General features: G+C 51.7%; 22 protein-coding genes. 18 read left to right on the top strand and 4 right to left on the bottom strand.

From position 1 onward, the window contains the following. The first annotated feature begins 2 nt into the window (after positions 1–2). The 3 genes from CFI03_RS25605 to CFI03_RS25595 are packed head-to-tail and all read left to right on the top strand — an operon-like array spanning position 3 to position 3371. Entirely contained in the window at positions 3–1340 is a 1338-nt protein-coding gene (locus CFI03_RS25605; protein WP_248760698.1) for a UDP-glucose dehydrogenase family protein, read from the top strand. 28 nt (positions 1341–1368) lie between these two features. Further along, on the top strand, positions 1369–2409 hold the full coding sequence (locus CFI03_RS25600; RefSeq protein WP_248760697.1) for a hypothetical protein: 1041 nt from the start codon (positions 1369–1371) through the stop codon (positions 2407–2409). Positions 2410–2429: 20 nt separating this feature from the next. Continuing rightward, positions 2430–3371 carry a stalk domain-containing protein gene (locus CFI03_RS25595; protein WP_248760696.1) on the top strand — a complete coding sequence of 314 codons (942 nt, stop codon included), beginning with the start codon at positions 2430–2432 and terminating at the stop codon, positions 3369–3371. 95 nt (positions 3372–3466) lie between these two features. Here CFI03_RS25595 and CFI03_RS31185 read toward each other — a convergent pair whose 3' ends face one another. Then, positions 3467–3598, bottom strand: a complete 132-nt coding sequence (locus CFI03_RS31185; RefSeq protein WP_268960397.1) for a hypothetical protein — start codon at positions 3596–3598, stop codon at positions 3467–3469. Between the two features lie 303 nt (positions 3599–3901). Between CFI03_RS31185 and CFI03_RS25590 the strand changes: the two genes are divergently transcribed. Both CFI03_RS25590 and CFI03_RS25585 read left to right on the top strand, forming a co-directional pair. Then, on the top strand, positions 3902–4441 hold the full coding sequence (locus CFI03_RS25590) for a VanZ family protein (protein ID WP_127498078.1): 540 nt from the start codon (positions 3902–3904) through the stop codon (positions 4439–4441). 110 nt (positions 4442–4551) lie between these two features. After that, positions 4552–5997, top strand: a complete 1446-nt coding sequence (locus CFI03_RS25585) for a nicotinate phosphoribosyltransferase (RefSeq protein ID WP_349292498.1) — start codon at positions 4552–4554, stop codon at positions 5995–5997. Positions 5998–6045: 48 nt separating this feature from the next. Here CFI03_RS25585 and CFI03_RS25580 read toward each other — a convergent pair whose 3' ends face one another. Continuing rightward, positions 6046–6927, bottom strand: a complete 882-nt coding sequence (locus CFI03_RS25580; protein WP_127498074.1) for an AraC family transcriptional regulator — start codon at positions 6925–6927, stop codon at positions 6046–6048. Between the two features lie 183 nt (positions 6928–7110). Between CFI03_RS25580 and CFI03_RS25575 the strand changes: the two genes are divergently transcribed. From CFI03_RS25575 to CFI03_RS25530, 10 genes are all read left to right on the top strand, one after another. Continuing rightward, positions 7111–8505, top strand: a complete 1395-nt coding sequence (locus tag CFI03_RS25575; protein WP_248760695.1) for an MATE family efflux transporter — start codon at positions 7111–7113, stop codon at positions 8503–8505. 28 nt (positions 8506–8533) lie between these two features. Beyond that, entirely contained in the window at positions 8534–9022 is a 489-nt protein-coding gene (gene infC / locus CFI03_RS25570) for a translation initiation factor IF-3 (RefSeq protein ID WP_248760694.1), read from the top strand. Between the two features lie 160 nt (positions 9023–9182). Continuing rightward, entirely contained in the window at positions 9183–10901 is a 1719-nt protein-coding gene (locus tag CFI03_RS25565; protein ID WP_248760693.1) for an ABC transporter ATP-binding protein, read from the top strand. 179 nt (positions 10902–11080) lie between these two features. Beyond that, complete coding sequence (locus CFI03_RS25560; protein ID WP_248760793.1) at positions 11081–11974, top strand: decaprenyl-phosphate phosphoribosyltransferase; 894 nt, start codon at positions 11081–11083, stop codon at positions 11972–11974. Between the two features lie 12 nt (positions 11975–11986). Then, the gene (locus CFI03_RS25555; protein ID WP_165930789.1) at positions 11987–12328 is read left to right on the top strand and encodes an EamA family transporter; all 342 of its coding nucleotides are present in this window, start codon (positions 11987–11989) and stop codon (positions 12326–12328) included. Between the two features lie 15 nt (positions 12329–12343). Beyond that, positions 12344–12760, top strand: coding sequence for a divergent PAP2 family protein (locus tag CFI03_RS25550; RefSeq protein WP_248760791.1), 417 nt, complete (start codon positions 12344–12346; stop codon positions 12758–12760). Between the two features lie 69 nt (positions 12761–12829). Next, positions 12830–14476, top strand: coding sequence for a hypothetical protein (locus tag CFI03_RS25545; RefSeq protein ID WP_248760692.1), 1647 nt, complete (start codon positions 12830–12832; stop codon positions 14474–14476). A gap of 31 nt (positions 14477–14507) precedes the next feature. Next, complete coding sequence (locus CFI03_RS25540; protein ID WP_248760691.1) at positions 14508–16139, top strand: hypothetical protein; 1632 nt, start codon at positions 14508–14510, stop codon at positions 16137–16139. A gap of 226 nt (positions 16140–16365) precedes the next feature. Then, positions 16366–16836: a cupin domain-containing protein gene (locus tag CFI03_RS25535; RefSeq protein ID WP_248760690.1), complete on the top strand. Its 471-nt coding sequence runs from the start codon at positions 16366–16368 to the stop codon at positions 16834–16836. Beyond that, positions 16836–18047, top strand: coding sequence for an MFS transporter (locus CFI03_RS25530; RefSeq protein WP_248760689.1), 1212 nt, complete (start codon positions 16836–16838; stop codon positions 18045–18047). Before CFI03_RS25535 ends, CFI03_RS25530 begins: the two co-directional genes overlap by 1 nt. Positions 18048–19460: 1413 nt before the next feature. Here the strand turns inward: CFI03_RS25530 and CFI03_RS25525 are convergent. Continuing rightward, positions 19461–21272 (bottom strand): 5'-nucleotidase C-terminal domain-containing protein, encoded by a 1812-nt coding sequence (locus CFI03_RS25525; protein WP_248760688.1) that lies wholly within the window; start codon positions 21270–21272, stop codon positions 19461–19463. Continuing rightward, positions 21256–21426: a hypothetical protein gene (locus tag CFI03_RS25520; protein ID WP_248760687.1), complete on the bottom strand. Its 171-nt coding sequence runs from the start codon at positions 21424–21426 to the stop codon at positions 21256–21258. The genes CFI03_RS25525 and CFI03_RS25520 overlap by 17 nt, the downstream gene beginning before the upstream one ends. 186 nt (positions 21427–21612) lie before the next feature. Here CFI03_RS25520 and CFI03_RS25515 point away from each other — a divergent pair, with 186 nt between their 5' ends. From CFI03_RS25515 to CFI03_RS25505, 3 genes are all read left to right on the top strand, one after another. Beyond that, positions 21613–22563: a sugar-binding transcriptional regulator gene (locus CFI03_RS25515; RefSeq protein WP_127498054.1), complete on the top strand. Its 951-nt coding sequence runs from the start codon at positions 21613–21615 to the stop codon at positions 22561–22563. Positions 22564–22591: 28 nt separating this feature from the next. Further along, positions 22592–23281: a deoxyribose-phosphate aldolase gene (gene deoC, locus CFI03_RS25510; RefSeq protein ID WP_248760686.1), complete on the top strand. Its 690-nt coding sequence runs from the start codon at positions 22592–22594 to the stop codon at positions 23279–23281. Positions 23282–23485: 204 nt separating this feature from the next. After that, positions 23486–24886 carry a SulP family inorganic anion transporter gene (locus CFI03_RS25505; protein ID WP_248760685.1) on the top strand — a complete coding sequence of 467 codons (1401 nt, stop codon included), beginning with the start codon at positions 23486–23488 and terminating at the stop codon, positions 24884–24886. Positions 24887–25260 lie beyond the last annotated feature (374 nt).

Below are 25260 nucleotides of genomic sequence, written 5' to 3'. Positions count from 1 at the left end.
GGATGAAGCTGGCGGTAATTGGTACCGGATATGTTGGCTTAGTCTCCGGGGTGTGTTTCTCTGAACTGGGCAATGAAGTTATTTGCGTAGACAATGCCACATCAAAGATTGAGTTATTGAATAATGGTGAGGTTCCTATTCATGAGCCTGGTCTTAAGGAACTGATCGCAAGCAATACGGAAGCGGGGCGATTGTCCTTTACAACGGATCTGGCTGCTGCCGTGAATGCTTCAGAGATCATTATTATTGCTGTTGGTACCCCGTCCTTGCCAGATGGAAAGGCCAACTTGGCCTATATTGAGCAAGCGGCGGCGGAAATAGGCCGTGCCATTAATGGTTACAAAGTTGTCGTAGTGAAAAGTACGGTACCGGTAGGAACGAATGAGAAGGTTGCAGCTATCATTCGAAATTATGCGACGGAATCCTTTGACTTTGCTTCTGTTCCTGAATTCCTGCGAGAAGGAACAGCTGTTAAAGACACGTTGAATCCGGATCGAATTATTATCGGGACGGAAAGTGAGCGCGCAGCAGAGATGCTTATTGCTTTGCATCGTCCATTGACGGATCAAATTACCATCACCGATGTGCGCAGCTCGGAGATGATTAAGTATGCCTCGAATGCCTTCCTGGCTACTAAGATTTCCTTCATTAATGAGATCGCCAATATCTGTGAGAAGGTAGGGGCGGATGTGGAGGAGGTAGCGAAGGGAATGGGGATGGATCGGCGTATTGGTTCTTCTTTCCTGAAGGCGGGTATCGGGTACGGCGGATCTTGCTTCCCGAAGGATACGCAAGCTCTCATTCAGATCGCGGGACAGATGGATTATGATTTCAAGCTGTTGAAATCCGTAGTTGAAGTGAACCGGGATCAACGCTTTAATGTTATTCGGAAGCTTGATGAACTGCTGGGAGATGTTACGGGAAGAACGATTGGGATCTGGGGATTGGCTTTCAAACCGGAAACGGATGATGTTCGTGACGCTCCAGCCTTTGAGATTATGGAGACCTTATTGGAGCGGGGAGCTTTGGTTAAAGCCTATGATCCTATTGCTTCGAGCAACTTCGAAAAGGCCTTTGACCGTTCTGAGGTGGAATACTGTACTTCTGCCCAAGAGGCTGCTGAAGGTGCGGATGCTCTGTGTATTCTAACGGAGTGGAAAGAGTTTGTTGATATCCCATTGTCGGATATTCAAAAATGGCTAAAAACGCCGAACCTCATTGACGGCCGGAATATTTATCGGGAAGAAGATTTGGAGGCGACTCCTTTTGCCTATTACTCCATAGGAAGACCTAAGATGAATAATGGAGTGAAGGAGACCAATCCTATTCTTTCTTTCTAGATTATTATTAATGTAGATAGGAGACATCATGGAAACACCACGTAAGCAAAAAACAAAAAAGAAGCTAAAACCTTGGATGAAGTGGGTAATCGGTACCGCTTCATTTTTTGTTGTTGTCGGATTGATCTTTATAGGAGTCACTTATTATTACATCAAATCCATCGATATTAAGGATATAGCAGCCCGCCATAGCAGTGATCAAGTAGCTAATGCCGGTGAACAGCAGACTGAGCCGAAAAAGTTGCCAGCTATTATCGAGAAACCAGTTGAAAAAGCTAGTCAGCTAATTGGCGGGGACAAGATTGATAGTGCAGATGCTCTTGATGTAGCTGCTATTCTAATGAACTCAGGTCTGAGTCTCAAGCAGATCTCTTACCTTCAGGGGAATGCGACTTATGACTTGTCGGATGAAGAGAAGACGAAAATTCGTGAGATATTATTATCTAAGCTCTCAGACGAAGAAATAAAACTTCTAAAAAATATTACGATTAAGTATGGTATTACACTTAATATTCTTAACCCGGATTATCCAATTGAGTGGGTAGGGGAAAAAGATCCGGAAAAAGTTAAGGAAATTAATGAAGCCTGGAAAAAAATGAATCAACAATCTAATGGTTCATTCAAACCTAACGATACCGGAACCAAAACAACCGATAAGCCTGCCGAAACCAGCAAGCCAACAGAAGAACCGGAAAAAACACCAGCACCAGAGCTTACTACTGATCTGAAGCAGGTCAAACAATCCATTGATTCCAAGACGGAGTCGCAATTAGCTTCACTATCCGGAACCTGTAAGGCCAAAAGTAATGCGATTCTGCAACAAATCGTAGGTAGTGCAGACGGAGTTACGGTTGAGGATCTTCAAAATAAATATCTAGGTAAAGTCATGGAGGCCGAGGGCTCTTGTGATGCGCAGTTCCAGGGCATCGTGAGTCAAGCGGCCTCTAGTTATGCTGACGTAGGAATTGATAGCCGTGCAATGCCGGATTGGAATGCGAAGTATGAAGCAAGCAAGCAAAGTGTACGAGCATCCGCGATTAGCGCTATTGCCAAAGCTATTAAATCATAATAAACAAGAGGAGAATCCAAATGATGAAAAGTTTACGTCATTACACACTCATGCTGTTAATTGTTGCTCTATGTACCGTTCTGCCGCTGACAGCCGGTGCTGCCTCCAGTTCGGTTACGATTAAGACGCAGGCCGTTAACCTGAAGTTCGATGGACAGTCGCTTGCTTTGCCGGACGGACAATATGCCTTCATTTATCAGGACCGTACTTATATTCCGGTTCGCTTCATCTCTTACGCGCTGCAGAAGTCGGTGAAGTGGGATCAAAAGACTTCTAAAGTTACCGTATCCGAACCAACTGCTGCAGAGAAGGAAGCTCTTGCGAAGCTGCTTGCTGGCGCAGCTGCTGGCGGTGCACAGCCTGCTGCTGGTAAAAGCATTACGATTAAGCCGGTTCAAGCTACTCTTGTATTCGATGGACAGACAAAAGCTCTTCCTACAGGTCAGTCGCTTTATTCGATTAACAACAGCATCTATGTTCCGCTTCGCTTCATGTCCGAAGCTGTGGGAACTGATATTAAGTGGGATCAGAAGACCAACAGCATTACAGGCGAATCCGCGGCATACAAAGCTGCGCAAGCTGGCGGAAATACGGGTGGCGGTACAACAAGTGGAGGTACAACTGGTGGTACGGACCCTTCTGGTGAAACGAAGCCAAGCTATGAGTCGATTACAAGCAGTGCTGAAGCCAAGCTTGCTTCCCTTAAAACAAGCTGCGAAAGCACCTTGGGTGGCTTGTACTTCCAATACTTAGCGGCCACGGATGACACAACCAAAGCTACTCTGAAGTCCCAAGGGCAACAAGCCATTTCCAAGTGTCAATCTGATTTCGAGAAAATTATCGCTGATACGACAGATGCGCTGACGAAGAATGGCTATAGCACAGATGTTATTGCGAGCTATAGAACGGAATTTGATGGTTATATGAAGCAAATTAACGATCTTGCTGCATCCTTGAAATAAAACCAAACTCCCCCGACGGCTCGGCCGTCGGGGGAGTTTTCTTATGTTTATATGATTCTATGTATGGCAATATCATTTAATGAGATAAAGATAGATTATCTGAACAGCCGAGAGCGTTTGTTGTTTCGGTATTTGTACCAGTAGTCGCCGTTCTCGTCTTTAAATACTCGTATGCCTACCACCTTGAAGGGTGTCCAAATCTCGGAGAACATCAAATAGCCAGCCATTCTCTAACCTCCTAAAATGAATGATCACACAAATGGCCGTTTTCAAGGACATTCGTGATGGTTCATGCTTCGTAAGCATGGCCCTAATAAAAAACTAACAAGTTTCATATATTTGTATAATACCAAAGAATGGATGTTAAAAACAAGAGTTTATAGGACTTTTTACTCAAATTTACATTACCTTAGTCTTGTTTTTCGTAGGATGAGAGGTAGATTTCCATTTCCTTCATGAATCTGATACAATAACTGACCAGAGATAGATAAAGGGTGGAACGGATTGTGTCGAAGGAGTGTTGAAGAAAAATGTTAAAAAAGGATAGAAAAAATTCTATAATATGGTTTTTTGTCGTATTTTGTTGGATATTTTTCATTTTTACATTATCGTCTGAATCGTATAACCAGCAGTCCATCAAGCCGACGTTGAATAAATGGGTAACCAAGGAAGAACTGGCTCAGAAGCTTCCGGATACCTCCATTACGTATCATGGCAGCACGGTTGTGGCCAAAAAAGATCCGTACGGCTTCGTGGAGTTTTTCTTTCGCAAAGGGGCGCACTTGTTCATGTACGCCGTGTTATGCGTATCGCTGTACATGTTCATCCGCAATCTGATGGCACGCAGGCAGATGGTGCTGCCGGTTATAATGGCGCTGATCCTGACGGGCGGGATAGCGGCGCTTGATGAGACGAATCAGCTGAGCAAGGTCGGACGCACGGGGAATCCGACGGATGTGATTGTGGATTTGACGGGCGGCTGCATTGGCCTGATCATCTGTATTTCAATTAATTATTGGTTTGAACGAAGACGCCGGAGGCAGGAATACCGGTTCGTCCGGAAGTTCTAGAGCAGGCAGCAATAGCGGCAGCCTTTCGCTGATGTGGCGGAAGGCTGTTGTTTTTGCTTATTATGGATATGCTGTGAGTAAGAACAACTAGAGAGGTGTGTCGAGGAGTAGTGGACGGTGCTAATAACTTAACGCTTCATACGGATAAATATCAGATTAATATGATGTACGCCCATTGGATAAACGGCACGGACGGGGAAGGCGCCGTATTCGAGGCTTTCTTCCGCAAGCTGCCGTTCGGCAACGGTTATGCGGTATTCGCTGGCCTCGAGAGAATCGTGGAATTCATCCGGCATCTGAAGTTTGGGGAAGAGGAGCTCGCTTACCTGGCGAAGCAGGAGGAGAATTATGATCCGGGCTTCCTGGAGGTGCTCCGGCAGTTCCGCTTCAAGGGAACGGTGCATGCGGTGGAAGAAGGCTCGCTAGTGTTCCCCAATGAACCGATCGTACGGGTAGAAGGCACGATCTTCGAGACGCAGCTGGTAGAGACGGCGCTGCTGAACTTCATGAACTACCAGACGCTGATCGCGACGAAAGCTTCGCGGATCAAGCAGGTCGCATCGGGAGATATTCTGCTGGAGTTCGGGACGCGCCGGGCGCAGGAGGCGGATGCGGCGGTATGGGGAGCGCGCGCGGCTTATATTGCCGGCTTCCATGCTACCTCTAATATGCATGCCGGCATGATGTTCGGCATCCCGACTAAGGGAACGCATGCTCACTCCTGGGTGCAGGGGCATGAATCCGAGGAGGAAGCTTTCTTGGCCTATGCCAAGGCTTTGCCGGACGGCGTTACGCTGCTCGTGGATACGTACGACACGCTGAGAAGCGGAGTACCCAATGCGATTAAGACAGCCCGCTATCTGGAGAGCATCGGCAAGCGGCTTGGCGGTATCCGGCTCGATAGCGGCGACTTGGCTTATCTGTCCAAGGAAGCGCGGAAGATGCTGGATGCCGCAGGGCTGCAGGATGCGAAGATCGTAGCCTCGAACGACCTCGATGAGACGCTGATCTTCAACCTGAAGGCGCAAGGCGCCAGGATTGATACATGGGGCGTTGGCACGCAGCTCATTACGGCAGCCGATCAGCCGTCGCTTGGCGGCGTGTACAAGCTGACCGCCCGCAAGTGCGACGGACAATACATACCGGTCATCAAGATTTCGGGCAATCCCGAGAAGGTTTCCGCCCCGGGCAAGAAGGACGTGTACCGGATCATGAACAGGTCCACGGGACTTGCCGAAGCGGATTATATGACGTTACATGAAGAGACGGATATTCTGAACGGCGAGCGGATCAAGCTGTTTGATCCGGTTCATCCGTATATTCAGCGCTATATTAGCGACTATGAAGCGGTACCTCTGCTGAAGCCGATCGTGGTGGATGGGGAGATCGTATACAAGCTTCCGCCTCTGGAGGAGATCCGCAGCTACCACGAGCATCAGCTCAGCATCTTCCGGCCGGAGATTCTCCGCAAGCTGAACCCGGATCTGTATCCGGTTCATCTAAGCGAGCAGGCTTGGCAGCTGAAGACGGATCTGATCAAGGCGCATCAGCAGTAGCGGCCGGGTTTCCGACCGCCGCGACTGTTGATGCAGCAGCCATGCGCTTCAGCCATGCGAGAAGCGCTGGCGATATTTTCGCGGCGATATGCCCTCGTACTTGGCGAAGCAAGAGGTGAAGTAGGCGGCGGAGTTGAAGCCGACCTCTTCGGCCACCCTTGCGATCGTATAGTTCGTCTGCAGCAGCAGCAACTTCGACTGCTGAATGCGGAAGCGCAGCAGGAAGTCGAACGGCGAGCAGCCGAATTCTTTTTGCATGCATCTGGCGATATAGACGGGGTGGAAGTTGATGCTCTCGCCAAGCTGCTGCGCCTTAATATCCTCGCGGTAATGCTTCCTTAAATACGAAGCGGCGAGCTCCGCGCATTGCGACGTTGGCGTTGTGCCTTGCGTCTCGATGGAGGCGGACAGCTGCTCGAAAATTTCCTGGAACAGCACCTGCTGCTTCCAGCTGACGCTGCCCAGATGGTTGCCGTGGCCGAGCTCCATCAGCTGCTGGATCTGCTCGACGATCTTGGCGGGCTGAAGCAGCCTGGTGTATTGCGGCACCTGCTTGATGAAGGTTTGCGTAGTGAAAATTTGGGGATTTAAGCCATGCGGCTCCCTGCCTTGAATAATCCGCGGTGCATATTCCTCCGAAGCCGCCCACCGTCCCGTTGTCTGGAAGTGAAGCCAGTAATAGGCGGAGGGCTCTTCGCATGCTTTTGTCGCGTAATGATGATTGTCCGGCCCCAGGATTAAAGCCTCCCCAGCTCGTACCTCAAACGTGGAATCGCCCTCCCCCATAAAGAGACAGCCCTCCGTAACGACAAGCAAATCGAATACGCCAATCCGGTATCTGCTGGGATGCTTGAACCCGGCGGAGCTCTTCGTATAGCCCGATGCAATGTAGTGCGGAAGCGGCGGAACGGTAAAATGAAACAGGGTCATAGCGGCACCTTTTTATACCCCTTACGGAGGTTTGAATTTTGAAAGTTTCGGTTGTAAAACTGATACATTATCCGAAGTATAGCATCTATAATATGAAATTGCATGACTAATATAGTGGCGTATTGGAGTTGCCGTTTACTTAAACATCGGCTGCAGCATGTGTACGCTCGGGAGGATTATAAAATGCAAAAGCGTGAACATCACAAGTTTTCGCTATGGATGCTTGCATGGCCGATATTTATTGAGTTATTCTTGCAATTTCTGTTAGGGGCAGCCGATACGCTGCAGGTGAGCAAGATTTCGGATAATGCGGTTGCCGTCGTCGGCTTCTCGACGCAGCTGTTCAGCGCCTTGATGACGCTGTTCATGACGGTTGCGAGCGGGGCGGGTATTCTGATCGCGCAGCGGATTGGGATGAGGAAGAACGAAGATGCCCGGACGATTGCGATTATGGCTGTTAAAGTCAGCGCGATTATAGGGCTTGGAATCAGCGTGCTTCTGTATTTGTTCCCGGGGCCGATCGCTTCCGCGCTTCATCTGCCGGATGAATTATTGCCGCTTGCGAAAACGTATATTTCGATTGTAGGCGGCGGGATGGTGCTTGTGGCCATTATGGCTGCGCTGAGCAATGCGATCCGTAATACGGGCAATACGAAAGGCCCGATGTATACGGCCATTGGCATGAATATCGTGCATGTCGGGATGAACTACGCTTTTATTTTCGGTAAATTCGGATTTCCGCAGTGGGGACTCAAGGGGGTTGCGATCTCGACGGACATCAGCCGCCTGCTTGCGGTTATTGTGCTCCTGATCATGTTCCTTGGCGCGTTCGAACGCCAGATTTCGCTTCGCGACTTCAAGCTGTTCGACAGCAAGCTGTTCAAGGAAATTCTGAAGATTGGCTGGCCGCTTGGCATTAACATGTCCTGCTGGGTCTTCTCCCAGCTTCTTATCTATACGTATATCGCGCAGCTTGGATCGGTGGAGCTGTCGGCGCGTACGTATATGAATACATTGGAGTCGTTCTGCTTCATGCTTGGTTATTCGCTTGCGCTTGCGCTTCAGATTCAGATCGCGCATCTGTTCGGGGCCGGGAAGGTGCAGGAGGCTTACAAGAACTCTTACCGCGCGCTTTGGATCGGGCTTGCGATCGTAACGGTGAACGCGCTGGTGCTTTATTTGATCGGCGGTACGATTCTCAAGATCTTCACGAACGATCCGGAGATTATCGCGATGGGCGTTTCCCTGCTGGGGATGAACCTGCTGCTGCAGCCGGGCAAAATGCTCAACATGGGCATCGGCAACGCGCTGAACGCGGTTGGCGATACCCGTTACGTGATGTGGACCTCGATTACTTCGATGACCTTGATCGCGACTATCCTTTCTTATATATTTGGGATAACGCTGGGATGGGGACTTGTGGGTATCTATGCGTGCATGATTATGGACGAATACATCCGCGGCATATGGGTGCTTAGACGGTGGAGACAGAAGAAGTTCATGACGACGGGCCAGGAGAAGCCGGCAGCCGTCTCGCATAACGGAGCGGGAGGCTCGGGCGCAACGTTGGAGGCCTAACAGACAGTAGACGGGGGTTATACGATTTATGTTAATTATGAATGAGAAAATAAAAGCAGCCGAGGTACGCCTCACCGGTCTCGACGGTGAATCGCTTGGCATCGTGTCGCGCGATGAAGCGCTTCAGATGGCGAAGCAGCTGAAGGTCGATCTCGTCTGCGAATCGCTGATGAGCAGTCCGCCTCCATGCAAGCTGATCGTGCGCGGCGGCGCCAAGCAGCAGGCGAGCCAGCAGAAGCGTGCGGAGAAGATGAAGGATCAGCCCGCGAAGGTGAAGGAGCTTCGGCTTAGCGTGGATATCGAGCAGCATGATTACGACACGAAGCTGCGTCAGGCGGTGAAAATGCTGGAATCCGGCAACGCGGTTCAGCTGGTCATCCGCATTCAAGGCAAAGAGGGAGCTAGAGCGAAGGAGCTTCTGGAGCAGCTGCTAGCTGATCTGAAGCCGTATGGAACGAAGCAGTCCGGCATTCAACTGAGCGGCAAGCAAGCGGCGGTTCAAGTGAACCCGAATTAATTGACAGTCATGCCCATCCCATATATGATAATGATTATCAACTGGTGAAAAAAGGCTGCTTCGTCAATAGGAGGAGCAGCCTATGTTTTCGCGGTGAAATATAAGTCTGATAGATGAATAATCTTGCTAGCTTATATTTTTTCGAAAAAAGGAGATCCAGATGCTTAAGAAGTTTTTTGCTTATTACAGGCCTTATCGTAAGTTGTTCCTGCTCGACTTCTGCTGTGCGGTCGTTCTGGCTGTTCTGGAACTATGCTTCCCGCTGGCGGTCAGCCATGTCATTGATACGCTTCTTCCGGAAGGGAATCTGAAGTTAATTATCGGCGCCTGCGCGATTCTGCTCGCCGTCTATGTGCTGAATACATTCCTGTCCTTTGTCGTGACGTATTGGGGACATATGCTGGGCATCAATATCGAGACGGATATGCGCAAGAGGCTGTTCGATCATGTGCAGAAGCTTAGCTTCCGTTTCTTCGATAATACGAAGACCGGCCATCTGATCTCGCGTATGACGAACGATCTGTTCGAGATCGGCGAAGTGGCGCATCATGGTCCGGAGGATATGTTTATTGCGGTTATGACTCTGATTGGCGCGTTCGGCATTATGGCGTACATTAACCTGCCGCTGACGATCATGACGTTTATCGTCGTGCCGATTATTCTGGTGCTTGTTCTGTACTTCAATGGTAAGATGACGAAGGCTTCCCACCGTCTCTTCGGGGATATGGCCAACTTTAACGCCCGCGTCGAGGATACCGTTGGCGGTATCCGCGTCGTGCAGGCTTTCTCGAACGAGAAGCATGAGAGCAAGCTGTTCGCAGGCAACAACAGCCGGTTCCGTCAAGCGAAGCTGATCTCTTACAAAATCATCGGTCTCAACTCGTCGATCACCTATTTCCTGATGAGACTGGTTACGCTGTTTGTATTGCTTGCCGGTACTTGGTTCGTTATCAACGACAATCTGCATTACGGGGAATTCGTTGCGTTTGTCTTGATGACGAATATTTTCTTCAAGCCGATCGAGAAGATTAATGCCGTTATCGAAAGCTATCCGCGCGGGATCGCGGGCTTCCGCCGTTACGTGGAGCTGCTCGAGACCGAGCCGGATGTAGCTGACGCTCCAAATGCGAAGGCGGTTGACCGTCTGCATGGGGATATCGAATACCGGAACGTGACGTTTGGTTACGAAGGCGAAGCGAAGGTGCTGAAGGATATCAGCCTGTCGATCCGCGCGGGCGAGACCATCGCGTTCGTTGGTCCGTCCGGTGCGGGCAAAACCACGCTCTGCAGTCTGCTGCCGCGCTTCTATGAAGTAGATGGAGGCAGCATCTCGGTGGATGGTCACGACATTCGCGATCTGAAGCTGGAATCGCTTCGCAAGCAGATTGGCATCGTGCAGCAGGATGTGTTCCTGTTCGCCGGTACGATTCGCGACAACATCTCGTACGGCAAGCTTGGCGCATCCGACGCGGATATTATGGAAGCGGCGCGCCGCGCGAGATTGCAAGAGTTTGTCCTGTCTCAGCCTGACGGACTCGATACGGTTGTCGGGGAGCGGGGCGTGAAGCTGTCCGGCGGCCAGAAGCAGCGGATGGCGATTGCCCGCATGTTCCTGAAGAACCCGCCGATCCTGATCCTGGACGAAGCGACTTCGGCGCTTGATACCGAGACCGAACAGGCGATCCAGCAGTCGCTGGCCGAGCTGTCCGAAGGCCGGACAACGCTGGTCATTGCGCATCGTCTGGCGACGATCAAGAACGCGGACCGCATCGTGGTGGTGACCGAGAACGGCATCACCGAGGAAGGCCGTCACGAGGAGCTTGTGGCAACGGGAGGCATTTACAGCCGCTTGCATCAGGCGCAATTTGGAGCATTATAGGGGTACGAATAGGGCTTGCCAACGCGGCAGGCCCCTTTTTACGAAAATTTTGCTCCATTCTGTAACTTTTTTTCGCAAAAATGCTACATTTAATGGCATTAATAATGTTACGATAGCCCCAAGTTAATCTCTTAGAGAGATCGTTGGAGGAGGTAGAGGACTTGGAACCGGAAATTCAAATGGGCAAAAGCCTGGCCCAGACCCATCCAGGCGTCCCCATATCATTAATTAAGCTTCTTAGGCCCAAACAATGGACGAAGAATGCGCTGGTATTCGCGGCTCCCGTATTCTCGCTGAGCTTATTGCACTGGTCGTTGTTTTGGCAGGCTATCATCGGATTTTTCCTATTCTGCTTCGTATCCGGGTGCGTGTATATCCTTAACGACTTCTTCGACAGGGAAGCCGACCGCAACCATCCGGAGAAGAGGTATAGACCTATCGCTTCGGGCGCGGTTAACCCTTATGTCGCTTTGGTATTCGGCTTCCTGCTCCTCACGACCTCACTTACAACGGCCTTTATCTTCAACCCTCTCTTCAGCGGACTGCTTCTTGTGTACTTCCTCATGAATGTCGCTTACTCCATGAGACTTAAGCATGTTGTAATTATGGATGTGATGATCATCGCCTTCGGTTTCGTGCTTCGCGCGATCGGCGGCGGATTAATGATTGATGTTCCCCTTACGCCTTGGTTCCTCGTCTGCACGATGCTCTTATCCCTGTTCCTTGCGATCAGCAAGCGGAGGCATGAAATCTTCCTTCTTCAGAACGAGAAGGAGGGGCACCGGAAGGTGCTCGAGAAGTATTCCATTCAGCTGCTCGACCAGATGAGCAACATCGTTACGACCGCTACGATTATGGCTTATTCGCTGTTCACCTTCACCTCCGGCCGGACGGTTCAACTGATGTGGACGATTCCGTTCGTTATCTACGGGGTATTCCGTTACCTGTATCTGGTCCATATGGAAGGGAAGGGCGGCAAGCCGGATAAGGTGCTGCTCGAGGATAAGCCTATTCTGGTTACGGTTGTGCTCTACGGTATTTCGGTAATCTTGATTCTACTCTTCCTGGAATAAGTGGTGATACTCATGTGGAATATGATATGGATTCTGGTGTCCGTTATTATGGGCGCGGCGGGGCAGGTGCTGCTGAAGTTCGGAGCGATGCATCCGAACGAGTCGATGTCCGGGCCGCTGCGCATGCTCAATTTCTATAATGCCGGCGGCATCTTCCTGTACGGGGCGAGCGCGCTGATCTGGATGTTCGTGCTGCGCAAGGTGGATCTCAGCTACGCGTATCCGTTTGTCAGCCTGGCTTATATTATCGTGCTGGTGGCTTCTTATTATTTCTTCGGCGAATCCATCAATACGTACAAAATCGCGGGGCTTGTCCTCATCGTGGGCGGTATTGCCTTCATATCTAGAGCATAGCGGGGAGTGGTTGTTCTGCCTTATTTTCTGGCACCTCTCATCGGGTGGTTCGTATCCGGAGTCTTGAAATTCGCAATCAATTACATTCGATTCGGCAAGGAAGCGAAGCAGCGCGTCGGCAACGGCGGATTCCCAAGCACGCATACGACGGTGGTGACGACGCCGTCCATGCTGATCGGCTTGTCGGAGGGCTTCAACAGCCCGATGTTCGCTCTTGCCTCCGCCGTTACGTTTATCGTCATTATCGATGCTACAGGGCTCCGGAGGGCGGTCGGGCGCCATGCGGTAGCCATCAACCTGATGACATCGGATTCTTCGGCTGTCCAGCCTACAAAATTACGGGAGAGCATGGGACATACGCGGCTCGAGATCGTCGGGGGTCTCTTGCTGGGCATTCTGCTCGGTTATCTTCTATACGGAATCGCGGGTTAACGCATGGCTTATCCGCATTCGGTCGCAGATCATGTTGATGTCTCCAAGGTTAGGAGTGCTAGCTTACATATGACTACGGTAACTGCCAGGGCGCATCTGATGAAAGGAGCCTTTATCCTATCCGGAACGGCGATGACGGGGCTTGTCTCTTTAAAAGGCACGGCTTTCCATGTCGCAATCGGCGTTGTGTGCTCCTTTCTTATTTTGTGCTGGGCAGCCTATAAGTCCGGGTATCTCGACAAGGTGATCCCGGCCATTCGGAAGAAGGACAGCCTTCTGCCTCTTCTCTTTGCTGCCGCGATCGACGTCAGCATGATTGACTATTTCTACAAGCAGAGAACGCTGAAGAACGTGAGGGAAATGCTCCGGGATACGGGCTATATGCCGTACGGCGACGAGATTGCCGCGGCGATCTCGATTATCGTGGGAATCGCGGCTTTCTATTTCCTGTTCTTATGCGTCTATCTGCTGTGGCCTAAGCTGGCCGCGGTGGCTCTGGAGTTCGCAAGAAATTTGACCAAGCTGGAGAAAAGGTACCTGATCTTCTCCACGGCCTTGCTTGCCGTTGTCGTGATTATCGCGTTTAACGTGAGCAGCGTGTTCTACGAGACCCGTGATCAGAGCGGGGAGATTGTCCGATTCGACGTCGTGTACACGACCGATACGGCGGATCTGGTGGACAGCAACGTGTACCTGAACATCAGCTCCGTGCAAAACGATCTCAAGCAGCCGCTGTTCGGCCTGTTCGCTTTGCCATTCGCGATTGTTGGCATGGTCGCCTCGAAGCTGCTCTTCTTCGTTCCGTACAGCTATCCGATTATGATGCAGATCATTCAGGTATTCCTGCTGCAGATGGCGATGGTTCTGATCAGCCGGATGCTGAAGCTGAGGTCCATCGATCAGTTGATTCTCCTGTTGTTCCTGAATGCGTCTTATCCGGTATTGATGTTCTCTCTGAATATGGAGCAGTATATCTTCTCGCTATTCTGGCTAATTCTCTTCCTCTATTCCTGCCAGTTCGGCTGGGGGCCGAAGGTGTATTATTTCATCGGTGCGGCGGGCTCGCTTCTGACAAGCGCGGTATTGTTCCCGTTGTTGTCGAGGTCGAAGGAGCTAAAGGGAATTGTGAAGGATGCGGGCAAGGTGGCGCTGCAGGCGCTTGTGATCCTGATCCTGTTCGGACGATTGCCCTTGTTGCTTGAGGTCGTCTCGTCGTTCAAGGAGAACATGGAGTTTACGGGGGCAGCCATCAGTTCCGGGGACAAATGGCTGCAGTATGTGAATTTTGTTGCCTCCTGCTTCGTGAAGCCCGGCGCCGGCGTTGACCGGTCAACCTTCGAGCATGTATCTTATCAGCTTCATGCGGTTCATTCGTTGAATATTCTCGGCTTGGTACTGATGATTCTGGCCGTAGCCGGCTTCCTGCTGCATTACAAGCACCGTTTTATGAAAATTTGCGTCCTATGGGTGAGCTTCTCCTTCCTTATGCTGTGCGTGGTGGGCTGGGGAACGGCTGAGAACGGACTTATTCTGTACAGCTTGTACTTCTCATGGGCTTTCATGGCTCTGCTCTACATGCTGATCGATAAGCTATTGGCACGGAACCACTGGGTGAAATATTCCGTTCATGCCCTGCTGCTTATCGTCATGATCGGGCTGAATGCCCAAGGCCTGTACGATCTGATTCGGTTTGGAGCGGAGTATTATCCGGTATAAGAGTTGAGTTGCCATATTAGGAGGAGTCAAGATGCCAGTCAGAAGTTCGGTTCTTCGTCTGCTGTTTATTGCTTCGGGAGTCTGCATGACGGCCCTGCTTACGTTGAGGGGAACGGCCGTGAATGTGCTTATCGGCCTGTTATGCTCGCTCTTGTTATTGTATTGGTTAACGTATAAGCGCCGGGTCGTGGAAAAGGTAACCCGGGAGCTGAGTGCCGGACGGATTTTCTTCGCCGCCTTGTTTACGCTTATCGGCGTGTATTACCTGACGCAATACTCGTACATCAAGTACAGCATGCTCTCCGGCGAGATCCTTGATCGTATCGGCGTCGACATAGGCGGTCACAACGATAAGGTGATCTCTATTGCTTTGGGGGTCTGCTCGCTAACTGCCGTGTTCCTGGTGCTTTGCTGGTTCCTGCCGAAGTTCTATGCAACGGCGAAGGAACTGATCGGGGGCTTGGACCGGCTGGAGAGGCGGTATTGGATTATCGCAAGCGTCGTTATGGCGGCTGCCATCCTGATTATCTATAACCTGACGAACGTGTTTTACGGAGCGCATGACGCGGCAGGCAAGATCATCCCGTACGACGTCGTGTATACGGCGGACTCGATCGATCAGGTGGAGAGCAATGCATTCCTGAATATCGGCACGTACGAGAATGATATCCGTCAGCCGTTGTTTGGCCTGTATGCCGCTCCGTTCGCTCTGATTGCGATGATCCTGTCGAAGGTGCTCTTTTTTATCCCGAACAGCTATCCGATTATGATGCAGATCATCCATGTGATTGTGATGCAGTTCGCCATGATTCTGCTTGCGAGAATGATGAAGCTGCAGTCGATGGACAAAGTCTTCTTCCTGTTGTTCCTGTCCTTCTCCTATCCGTTCCTGTTATTTATGTTTAATATCGAGCAGTACATATTCGCGGTATTCTGGCTGATTCTATTCATCTACTCGTATCTGTTCCAGTGGGGGAGGAGGGATTTCTTCTTCATTGGCGCGGTAGGTTCCCTTGTGACGACGGGCATCCTGTTCCCGCTCTTGTCGCAGGCGAGGAAGCTTAAGGAATGGATCAAGGATATGGCGGTGAACGCCTTCAAGTTCCTCGCTGCGGCTACGCTCTTCGGACAGCTTCCGGTTATTCTCGAGACCCATACGGAGTACAAGGGACTGATGGCTTTCTCCGGTGCGGAAGTGACGACGCTCGACAAATGGTATCAGTACGTTAACTTCTTCGCCTCCTGCTTCGTATGGCCAAGCGCCGGCGAAGACCGGACAACCTACGAGCATGCCTCCTATCAGCTTAGAATTGTAGATTCGCTTAATATGGTTGGCCTAATCATTCTGGTGCTGGCTGTCATCGGCTTCCTGCTTCACTACAAAGACCGGTTTGCGCAGATCTGCATGTTCTGGCTCGCCTTCTCCTTCGTGATTCTGTTCGCCGTAGGCTGGGGGACCAAGGAGAACGGACTGATTCTGTATTCCTTCTATTATTCATGGGCGCTCTTCGCGCTGATCTTTAAGCTGGCGAATCGTCTGCTTGCCCGGGTAGAGCCGCTGAAGTTCGGCGTGTATGGGCTGCTGCTAGGCGTGATGGCGGTCATTAATATCATCGGTATCTATGATTTGATTGATTTCGGTATTCGAAACTATCCGGCTTGACGGATGGTGAAGGACAGAGAGTCTGCCCTCGCAGCAGCTGGAACGGTTCACCGTTCTTTCTGCCTTCTGCCGCAGGGGCAGACTTCTTTTGTTGCCGGATGTGGTGCGGTTGGGAGAAAGAGGCCTTGCATCCACAAGTCGCGCATTGACGATCGGGGCATTGCATAGTACATTGGACTGAACCTAACAAAAAGATAGTGCGAGAGATAGAGAGGAGAGGGCATTTTTGTCGGCAACTACTGTAAAAGAAATATCCCCGCTGGTAGCGGCGCTTGAACTGAAGCCTCATGTGGAGGGCGGCTGGTACAAGGAGATTTGGAAGGCGAATTTTGAAATTCCGCAGGCGGTATTGGGCGAGCCGTATTCCGGACCGCGCTTTGCGGCATCTTCGATTTATTTCCTGCTTCATCCGGAGGAGTTCTCGGATTGGCATACGGTCCATTCGGATGAGCTGTGGCTGTGGCATTCCGGCAGTCCGCTTATGCTGACGCTGGGCGGCACGGGCGAGAACCCCGAGGTGCGCAAAGAGATTATCGTTGGAGGCGACGTTGCGAATGGCCAGCATCCGCAGGCGCTTGTTCCCGCAACCGAATGGCAGATGGCGCGTCCGCTTGGCGATGAGCCGGTTCTGGTGTCTTGCATCGTAGCACCGGGTTTCCATTACGATGACTTCAAGCTGATCGAACGTAAATTTTAATGAAACCGGCGGAAAAGCTCTGGACGAAAAATTTCATTCTGCTGGCGTTGTCTAACTTATTCTTATTCTTCGGTCTTGAAATGCTGCTTCCGACCCTTCCGCTCTTCGCGGATGAGAAGGGGGGCAGCGGCTCGCAGATCGGCATGATGCTGGGTATCTTCACATTCTCGGCCGTTGTGTCGCGTCTGCTCATTGGCATCGGGCTGAAGCGTTTCGGCAAGCGCAAATTGCTCCTGATCGGCGTAACGATCTGCCTTATCGGAATGGCGTGTTATTATGCGGCCAACTCGATTTCGGCGTTGCTTGCGCTTCGCGTCGTTCATGGCTTTGGCTTCGGTATTGCTACGGCCCTGTACGGCACGCTAGTATCCGATGCGATTCCAGCCGAGCGGCGGGGAGAGGGGATGGGCTATTTTGCAATGGGCAATGCCGTCTCCTTCTCGATCGGACCCATGCTTGGCTTATGGCTTCTCGATCAATACGATTATGCTGGCTTGTTCGGAGCCGGAGTGGTCTTCCTCGCGATAACGTTGGTGCTGACCTTGCTGGTTCGGCAAAAAGGCGCCCAATCCGTCGAGATTGCCGCGGCTGAAGCGGCTGCTGCAGCGGAGCTTCATGCGGCAGGGGCGAAGCCTTCTCCATGGGCTGAGATTATCGAGCCGAAGGTGCTTGTGCCTTCGATGCTTGGCTCGCTGGTTGGCTTTGCTTTCGGTGGCATGCTCAGCTTCGTAACGCTGTTCACCAAGGACATCGGCATAACGCAGACCGGCTACTTCTTCCTGGTGGTGGCGATCAGCGAGGTGCTGATCCGGTTCATCAGCGGTCCGTTGTTCGACCGGAAAGGGCCGTTCTGGGTATTGTTCCCCACGGCGATCCTTTGTATGATTGGCTGCGTCCTGCTCTATTACACCGATTCGATGGCGATGCTGCTGCTCGCCGGCGTATTCTACGGCGCGGGCTTTGGCGCGATGTTCCCGGCCTTGCAGGCCTGGGTCATCAACCTGGTGCAGCCGGAGCGCCGCGGCGTCGCAACCGCGACATATTACAACTTCTTCGATATCGGGATCGGGCTAGGCTCGATTCTGCTCGGCGTAGTCGTAACCGCGACAAGCTACACGACGATGTTCCTGCTGTCGGGTATCCTGTACGTTATTTATCTAGCTGTATACTTCATTTACCTGAGCCGCCAGCGCGCGCGGGCTCAAGGGTAACTTGGATTTGGAAAGAGCGGTGCCTAGGGCACCGCTCTTTTTGTTAGAAGCCCCTGTGGGCTGACGTTGCACGAAGTGCAACGTATAGGTGGGAATAAGGGCTGTTCGGGAGATATGCTGCAAGGAATGCAGGATATTTCGCGAAAATCAGCTAGTATCGGCTGCTTTCGGACGAATATGCTGCAATTCGTGCAACGTAGGTTGACGGTGGTACTTAAAGCTAGCTAGTTTAGGGATTTATGTTGCACGAAGTGCAGCATAATGGGCGGGAATAGGGGCTGCTCAAGCGATACGCTGCACGGAATGCAGTATATTTCGCGAAATCAGCCAGTATCGGCTGCTTTTGGGCGAATATGCTGCATGCCGTGCAGGATAAGTCGAGTTACTTCGCTCAAATGCTCCAATATGCTGTAATTCGTGCAACGTAGGCGGACGGTGGTACTTAAAGCTAGCTAGTATAGGGATTTATGTTGCACGAAGTGCATCATAATGGCGAGAACAGGGGCTGCTCGAGCGATACGTTGCACGGAATGCAGTATATTTCGCGAAAATCAGCTAGTATCAAGCTGCTTTCGGCCGAATATGCTGCATTCCGTGCAGGAGAAGACGAGTTACTTGGCCCAAATGTTCCAATATGCTGCATTTCGTGCAACATAGACGGATGGTGGTACTTAAAGCTAGCTAGTATAGGGATTTATGTTGCACGAATTGCAGCGTACTGGGCGAGAACAGGGGCTGCTCGAGCGATACGTTGCACGGAATGCAGTATATTTCGCGAAAATCAGCTAGTATCAAGCTGCTTTCGGCCGAATATGCTGCATTCCGTGCAGGATAAGACGAGTTACTTGGCCCAAATGCTCCAATATGCTGCATTTCGTGCAACATAGACGGACGGTGGTACTTAAAGCTAGCTAGTATAGGGATTTATGTTGCACAAAGTGCAGCATACCGGGCGGGAATAGGGGCTGCTCGAGCGATACACTGAACGGAATGCAGTATATTTCACGAAATCAGCCAGTATCGGCTGCTTTTGAGCGAATATGCTGCTTTCCGTGCAGGATAAGACGAGTTACTTGGCTCAAATGCTCCATTATGCTGCAATTCGTGCAACGTAGGCGGACGGTGGTACTTAAAGCTAGCTAGTTTAGGGATTTGTGTTGCACGAAGTGCAGCATACCGGGCGAGAATGGGGGCTACTCGAGCGATACACTGCACGGAATGCAGTATATTGTGCGAAATCAGCCTTTAACGGCTGCTTTTGGACGAATATGCTGCAATTCGTGCAGGATAAGACGAGTTACTTGGCTCAAATGCTCCATTATGCTGCATTTCGTGCAGCGTAGGCGGAGCGTTTATCATTCAGGTGCAAGACAAGGGCTGTTCCCAGAGGAACAGCCCTTGTTGCTCTGCTGCTTATGCAGCAGGCAGCTTGATTTTTTGCCCCGGGTAGATAAGGTTCGGGTTCTTGATATGGTTCAGGTCGCGAAGCTTCTGCCAGGTGGTGTTATTCTTCTTGGCGATAGCCCAGAGCGTATCGCCTTGCTTCACTACATAGACGGCTGGCTTTGCCGGCTCCGGTTTAGGTTCCGGTTTCGGCTCTGGCTTCGGCACTGGCTTAGGTTCCGGCTTCGGATCTGGTTTCGGCTCCGGTTTTGGCTGTGCAACAACAGGAGTTGCTGCCGCCGTAATGCGGCCTTCCACCTTCGGATTCGCGGTGCCCAGCTTGGCGATGTAAGCGATCAGCGCTTCATCCAGCGAACCGTACATGCCGGCTTGCGGATACGGGCTGAACATCGTGTATTCATCGCCGCCGGCAGCCATGAAGTCGTTTGTTGCCAGCAGGTAATCGGCTTTCTCGTTTAAGGGCTTGCCCTTAACGGTCACGGAGTGGACGCGTTGGCCTTTTGGCTTGGCTACGTCAATCTTGAAGGTAATGCCCGATACTTGAGGGAAGCCGCCTTTCGAATTCGGGTAGTCGGATACGCCGGTCTCGAGAGCCGCTTTGATATCGGCGCCTTTGACCTTCAGCGATACGATCTGATTGCCGAACGGAAGGACGGTAATGATCTCGCCTTTTGTAATGGTGCCTTCGTCGATAGAGGCGCGGATGCCGCCGCCGTTGGTGATGGCAACATCGGCTCCGGCCGCATCGCGAATCGCGTCGGCGACCAGGTTGCCGAGGTTCGTCTCGCTGGTTCGGACCTGCTCGCGTTCGCCGTCCAGCTTTACGCTCGCCGTGCCCACTTCTTCAGCGAGAATGGTCTCTTGGCTCTTCTGGATAGAGGCGACCATATCCGAAATCTCGGCGTTAGGCGTGATGCTCGCCGCGGTATCTTTGTTCTCGAGCTTCGCTTCCTTCTTCACGACTTTGCCGCCGTCTACCCACAGATCCACAACGCCCAAGTACTTCGTATATTCGCCGGCGCTTGCGATCAGCGTGTCATGGCCGGCCGTAAGGCCATGCTCCAGCACGGTGTGGCTATGCCCGTCGATAAAAACGTCGATGCCGTCTACGGCTTTGACGATCTTCAGGCTTGTATCAACGCTGGAGGCATCCTGGCCGATGTGTCCCACTGCAACGATGACATCGGTCTTGTCTTTGAGCTCGTCCACAATAGCTTGAGCTTCTTTGGTTGGATCGGAGAAGGTTAAGCCTTCTACGTTTTTGGGATGCGTCTTATAAGCGGTCTCCGGCGTTGTCAGGCCAAAGATCCCCACCTTCACGCCATCCACTTCCTTAATAATATAAGGCTTGAATAAGGACGTATTGTCTTTAGCAACCTTAACGTTTGCGCTGAGAACCGGGAACTTCATCATCTGTTCAAGCTCAAGCAGCCGCTTGTAGCCATAGTTGAAGTCATGGTTGCCCGGAACAAAGGCGTCATACCCCATCTTGTTCATCACCTGTACGACACTCTCGCCGTTCACCAGCGTGGCGAAGGTAGTCCCGTGCGTAGCATCGCCCGCATCAAGCAGCAGGCTGTCCGGATTAGCCTTGCGGTAGCTGTCGATAATGCCGGCAAGCTTGGCATAGCCCATTTCTCCCGAGGTTCCTTCCACGGCGCGCGCGTGCATGTCATTCGTGTGCAGAAGAGTGATGTGCTTGGCGGAAGCGGGTACTGCCGTTTCGTCTGCTGCTGCCACAACGCCGACAGACGCAGCAAAAAGCGATGCGGTAAGCAGCGTCCCCGCTGCCCACTTCATTTTTCTAAGCTTGATAAGCATCGTATCCCTCCACTGTATATTTTTCTTTTATCGACAGTACGTATTCGGTATTTGGAAGGGATCTCCTTTCAAATTCTTGTAAATTATCTGAAAATTTAGCAAATTGAGTCGTAAGTCCTTTTTCTATTCGTCCATCTTTCCTAGCTTTCGACATCGTTATTTCATCCCCCTGTGCACAATAGTTACACTAGTTCCTTGAACAAATGTCAAAACTTGGCGTTAAATATAGCCGGCTGTTGCTCTGGCTGGTAGGTGCACGTATAATAGTCCTGAAATATTGTCATATTAATTCGATCATATTCTCATAACTTAAAGGCAACTCTGCGAGAGGGGAAGACGGATGGAGGAGCTAAGTGATAAACGGGTGAAAATGCTTGAAGCGGCCCGTATGTATTACGAGCTTGACTACAATCAACAGGAGATAGCGAAAAAGCTGGGCGTATCGCGCCCGACGGTTTCGCGTTTTCTGCAGCAGGCGAAGGAAGACGGCATCGTGCAGATTCGCATTATGGACCCGGCCTCCGATAACCGGGAACGCGCCCGCATGCTCAAGGAACGCTTTGGCCTGAAGGAAGCGATTGTAGCTTCCGTACCGAAATACGAGGACGCCATGGTCAAGAAGGTCATTGGCGAGGCTGCGGCTAATTTTCTGAACGATACGGTACAAGATGGCGATACGATCGCCGTCACTTGGGGAACAACATTATATGAAGTGGCTACCCGTCTGCCGAACAAGCATACGAAGAAGGTAAAGGTTGTGCAGTTGAACGGCGGCGTAAGCCATTCCGAGACGAATACGTATGCGTATGAGATTGCGCAGCTGTTCGCGAAGGCGTATCAGACATCGCCATACTTGATTCCGCTGCCGGCGATTGTGGATCATGCGGTCGTGAAGCACGCGATTGAAGCGGACAGGCATATTCGCAAAATCCTCGATATGGGCAAGCAGGCCAATATCGCGGTTGTCACGGTAGGGGCGCCGACGGAAGATTCGGTCCTGATCCGCGCGAATTATTTTTCCGACGAGGATCTGGGCATTATTTTATCGCGCGGCGTTGGCGATATTTGCTCCCGGATTATCGATATTAACGGGCAGCTATGCAGCGAGGAGCTGGATCACCGCACAATCGGCATAGACTTAAACGAGCTGAAGAAGAAGGAATGGTCCGTTCTTGTTGCCGGAGGACCAAGCAAAGTGGAAGCGATATACGGCGCATTAAACGGCCAGTATACAAATACGCTAATAACCGACCAGGTTACGGCGCAGCACTTGCTGGAGTTCAAAGGATAATAGAGTAGATAAATATTGGAGGATGGGTATGAGTAATCAAAAAAATCTGTCGGCGGGGGAAGTAGCTGCTTACATTGATCATACTGCACTGAAAGCGGAAACGACGAAACAAGAGATTATCAAGCTTTGCGAAGAAGCGAAGCAGTATCATTTTGCAACGGTTTGCGTGAATCCGGGTTATGTCGCGCTTGCGGCGCAGGAGCTAGCGGGCTCCGGCGTTGGCATCACTACGGTTGTAGGCTTCCCGCTTGGAGCGACTACGACCTTTGCGAAGGCTGAGGAAGCGAAGGACGCGATTGCGAATGGCGCGACGGAAGTCGATATGGTAATCAACGTTGGCCTGATCAAGTCCGGCGACTTCGAAGGCGTGAAGCATGATGTGGAAGGCGTAGTGCTGGCGTGCAAAGGGAAAGCCGTTCTGAAGGTAATTCTGGAGACTGGCCTGCTTACCGACGAAGAGAAGGTACGTGCCTGCGAGATCTGCAAGGAAGCGGGAGCGGACTTCGTGAAGACGTCGACGGGCTTTGGCAAAGGCGGAGCTACGGCGGAAGATATCGCGCTGATGCGTCGTACGGTTGGTCCGGATCTGGGCGTAAAAGCTTCCGGCGGCGTTCGCGATCTGGAGACTGCGCTCAAGATGATTGAGGCAGGCGCAAGCCGGATCGGTGCAAGCTCGAGCGTAGCGATTGTGACTGGCGGACAAGGCGAAGGATACTAAAAAGCTTTATGTTGGGAAGGGGCGGCCGCTTATGGTCGTCCCTTCATTTGGGATTGACCCTTTGCGGAAGAGCAGGGTATCATGAAGATAGTCGAATGACCGGCTCGTTGAGCTGGTCTTTTTGTTTGTCGTTTCGTTTCGAGGATGAGGTGCCGGACCGGGGTGGCCTGGTCGGACGTTATCATAGATTAGTTGAGGTGAACCATGAGTTTGAAGACTTCATGGCGGGAGCAGTGGACGAGTAACGCGAGAATGAACATACTGGCCGGCATTACGGCAACGCTGGCGCTTGTGCCGGATTCTCTTGCTTTCTCGTTTATGGCTGGAGTCCCGCCAGTCGTGGGCATTTATGCTTCGATTTGTATACTTCTTGTTATTACGTGTCTGGGCGGCAGACCGGGCATGATCTCGGCTGCGGCCGGCTCGATGGCCGTTCTTATGCTGACGCTGGTGAAAGAGCATGGCATCGAGTATTTGTTTGCGGCAACCGTGCTGACGGGCGTCATTCAGTTCCTGATGGGCGTGTTTAAGCTTGGTAAGCTGATGCGGTTTGTCCCTTCGGGCGTGCTGACGGGGTTCATTAACGCGCTGGCGATTATGATTTTCATGTCGCAGCTGCGGTATTTCAAAGGCGAGTCCTGGGCCATGTACGCGCTTGTTGCCGTAACTCTTGGCATTATCTATCTTGTTCCTCGTTTCTTTAAGGCGATTCCATCGCCTCTGATTGCGGTTGTGGTGCTGACGCTGGCCGTATGGGCGCTTGGCATGGGGGATGTTACGCGGATCGGCGATATCGCCGCGATTGACGCTTCGCTGCCGTCGTTTTTGCTGCCGGATATATCGTTCAGCCTGGATACGCTTTGGATTATTCTCCCGTACTCCTTGTCGCTTGCGGTAGTTGGTTATACGGAGACGATGCTCACGCATAACCTGCTGGACGAGATGACCGGGGAGAAGACGGATAAGAACCGGGAGATGAAGGGGCAGGGCATTGCCAATATCGTTGCCGGATTTTTCGGCGGGATGGCGGGCTGCGCATTGGTCGCGGAATCGGTGCTTAACGTGAAAATGGGCGGTAAAAACCGCTTGTCGACTCTCGTCGCGGCGTTGTTCCTCCTGCTGCTCGTCGTGCTGCTTGGCGATCTGCTGGCGCTTGTGCCGATGGCTGCGCTGGTGGGCATTATGCTGATGGTATGCATCGCAATCTTCGACTGGAGCTCCGTGTTCCGCATGAACCGTCTGCCGCTTGGCGAGACTGTCGTTATGCTGGTGACGGTTGGCGCCGTGCTGCTCACGCATGATCTGGCGATCGGCGTAGTTGCCGGCGTGTTCGTAAGCTTTATCGGATTCGCGGTAAAAGCTTCCAAGGTGCATATTCAAGACGAATGGAATGGATCAACGCGGACGTACCGCGTGCACGGCCAGCTGTTCTTCGCCTCCGCCTCCGAGCTGGAGGAGCGGATCGAGCATGACTGCGAAGCGGAGGAGGTCCGCATCGACCTCTCCGGCACGAAGGTATGGGATCATACGGCGAACCTCGCCGTCCGCAAGACGGTCGACCGCTTGCAGAAGAATGGCAAGCAAGTGACGGTTGTTGGCGTGTAAAATGGTTTGGAGGGCCGCCCTTAGGGGCGGCTTTTTATTGTGTTCGTTGTGGCCTGGTTGTGGCCTCACTCGGCGTGCCTTCCGCGTTGTGCCTTGCTCAAACGTTCATCGTATCTTCGTTGTGCTCGTTGCGTTCTCGTTATACCCTCGTTGTACCTTCTGCGTTGTGCCTTGCTTGAGCGTTCATCCTATCTTTGTTGTGTCGTTATTGTTCGTTCGGTGCACCTTCGTCACACCTTCGTCATGCGTTCCTTACTCGCACGTTGGATTTATCCAGTAAAAACAGACCCAAAGTGTGGTTCCCGGCAGCTACGTTGGATTCTATCCACTAGAAGAGCTAGGAATGGTCTTAAACTAAAAAGTAGACACTTCGT

This window comes from Paenibacillus sp. ATY16 (assembly GCF_003399985.2).
GTDB classification, from domain to species: domain Bacteria; phylum Bacillota; class Bacilli; order Paenibacillales; family Paenibacillaceae; genus Pristimantibacillus; species Pristimantibacillus glycanilyticus.
Note: the sequence above shows the minus strand (reverse complement) of the source record. Positions and strands in the feature narration are given on the sequence as shown.

Coding starts and splice junctions, on each gene's coding strand:
- CFI03_RS25605 (WP_248760698.1), top strand. CDS start 3: ATGAAGCTGGCGGTAATTGGTACCGGATATGTTGGCTTAGTCTCCGGG.
- CFI03_RS25600 (WP_248760697.1), top strand. CDS start 1,369: ATGGAAACACCACGTAAGCAAAAAACAAAAAAGAAGCTAAAACCTTGG.
- CFI03_RS25595 (WP_248760696.1), top strand. CDS start 2,430: ATGATGAAAAGTTTACGTCATTACACACTCATGCTGTTAATTGTTGCT.
- CFI03_RS31185 (WP_268960397.1), bottom strand. CDS start 3,598: ATGGCTGGCTATTTGATGTTCTCCGAGATTTGGACACCCTTCAAGGTG.
- CFI03_RS25590 (WP_127498078.1), top strand. CDS start 3,902: ATGTTAAAAAAGGATAGAAAAAATTCTATAATATGGTTTTTTGTCGTA.
- CFI03_RS25580 (WP_127498074.1), bottom strand. CDS start 6,927: ATGACCCTGTTTCATTTTACCGTTCCGCCGCTTCCGCACTACATTGCA.
- CFI03_RS25575 (WP_248760695.1), top strand. CDS start 7,111: ATGCAAAAGCGTGAACATCACAAGTTTTCGCTATGGATGCTTGCATGG.
- infC (WP_248760694.1), top strand. CDS start 8,534: ATGTTAATTATGAATGAGAAAATAAAAGCAGCCGAGGTACGCCTCACC.
- CFI03_RS25565 (WP_248760693.1), top strand. CDS start 9,183: ATGCTTAAGAAGTTTTTTGCTTATTACAGGCCTTATCGTAAGTTGTTC.
- CFI03_RS25560 (WP_248760793.1), top strand. CDS start 11,081: ATGGGCAAAAGCCTGGCCCAGACCCATCCAGGCGTCCCCATATCATTA.
- CFI03_RS25555 (WP_165930789.1), top strand. CDS start 11,987: ATGTGGAATATGATATGGATTCTGGTGTCCGTTATTATGGGCGCGGCG.
- CFI03_RS25545 (WP_248760692.1), top strand. CDS start 12,830: ATGACTACGGTAACTGCCAGGGCGCATCTGATGAAAGGAGCCTTTATC.
- CFI03_RS25540 (WP_248760691.1), top strand. CDS start 14,508: ATGCCAGTCAGAAGTTCGGTTCTTCGTCTGCTGTTTATTGCTTCGGGA.
- CFI03_RS25530 (WP_248760689.1), top strand. CDS start 16,836: ATGAAACCGGCGGAAAAGCTCTGGACGAAAAATTTCATTCTGCTGGCG.
- CFI03_RS25525 (WP_248760688.1), bottom strand. CDS start 21,272: ATGCTTATCAAGCTTAGAAAAATGAAGTGGGCAGCGGGGACGCTGCTT.
- CFI03_RS25520 (WP_248760687.1), bottom strand. CDS start 21,426: ATGTCGAAAGCTAGGAAAGATGGACGAATAGAAAAAGGACTTACGACT.
- CFI03_RS25515 (WP_127498054.1), top strand. CDS start 21,613: ATGGAGGAGCTAAGTGATAAACGGGTGAAAATGCTTGAAGCGGCCCGT.
- deoC (WP_248760686.1), top strand. CDS start 22,592: ATGAGTAATCAAAAAAATCTGTCGGCGGGGGAAGTAGCTGCTTACATT.
- CFI03_RS25505 (WP_248760685.1), top strand. CDS start 23,486: ATGAGTTTGAAGACTTCATGGCGGGAGCAGTGGACGAGTAACGCGAGA.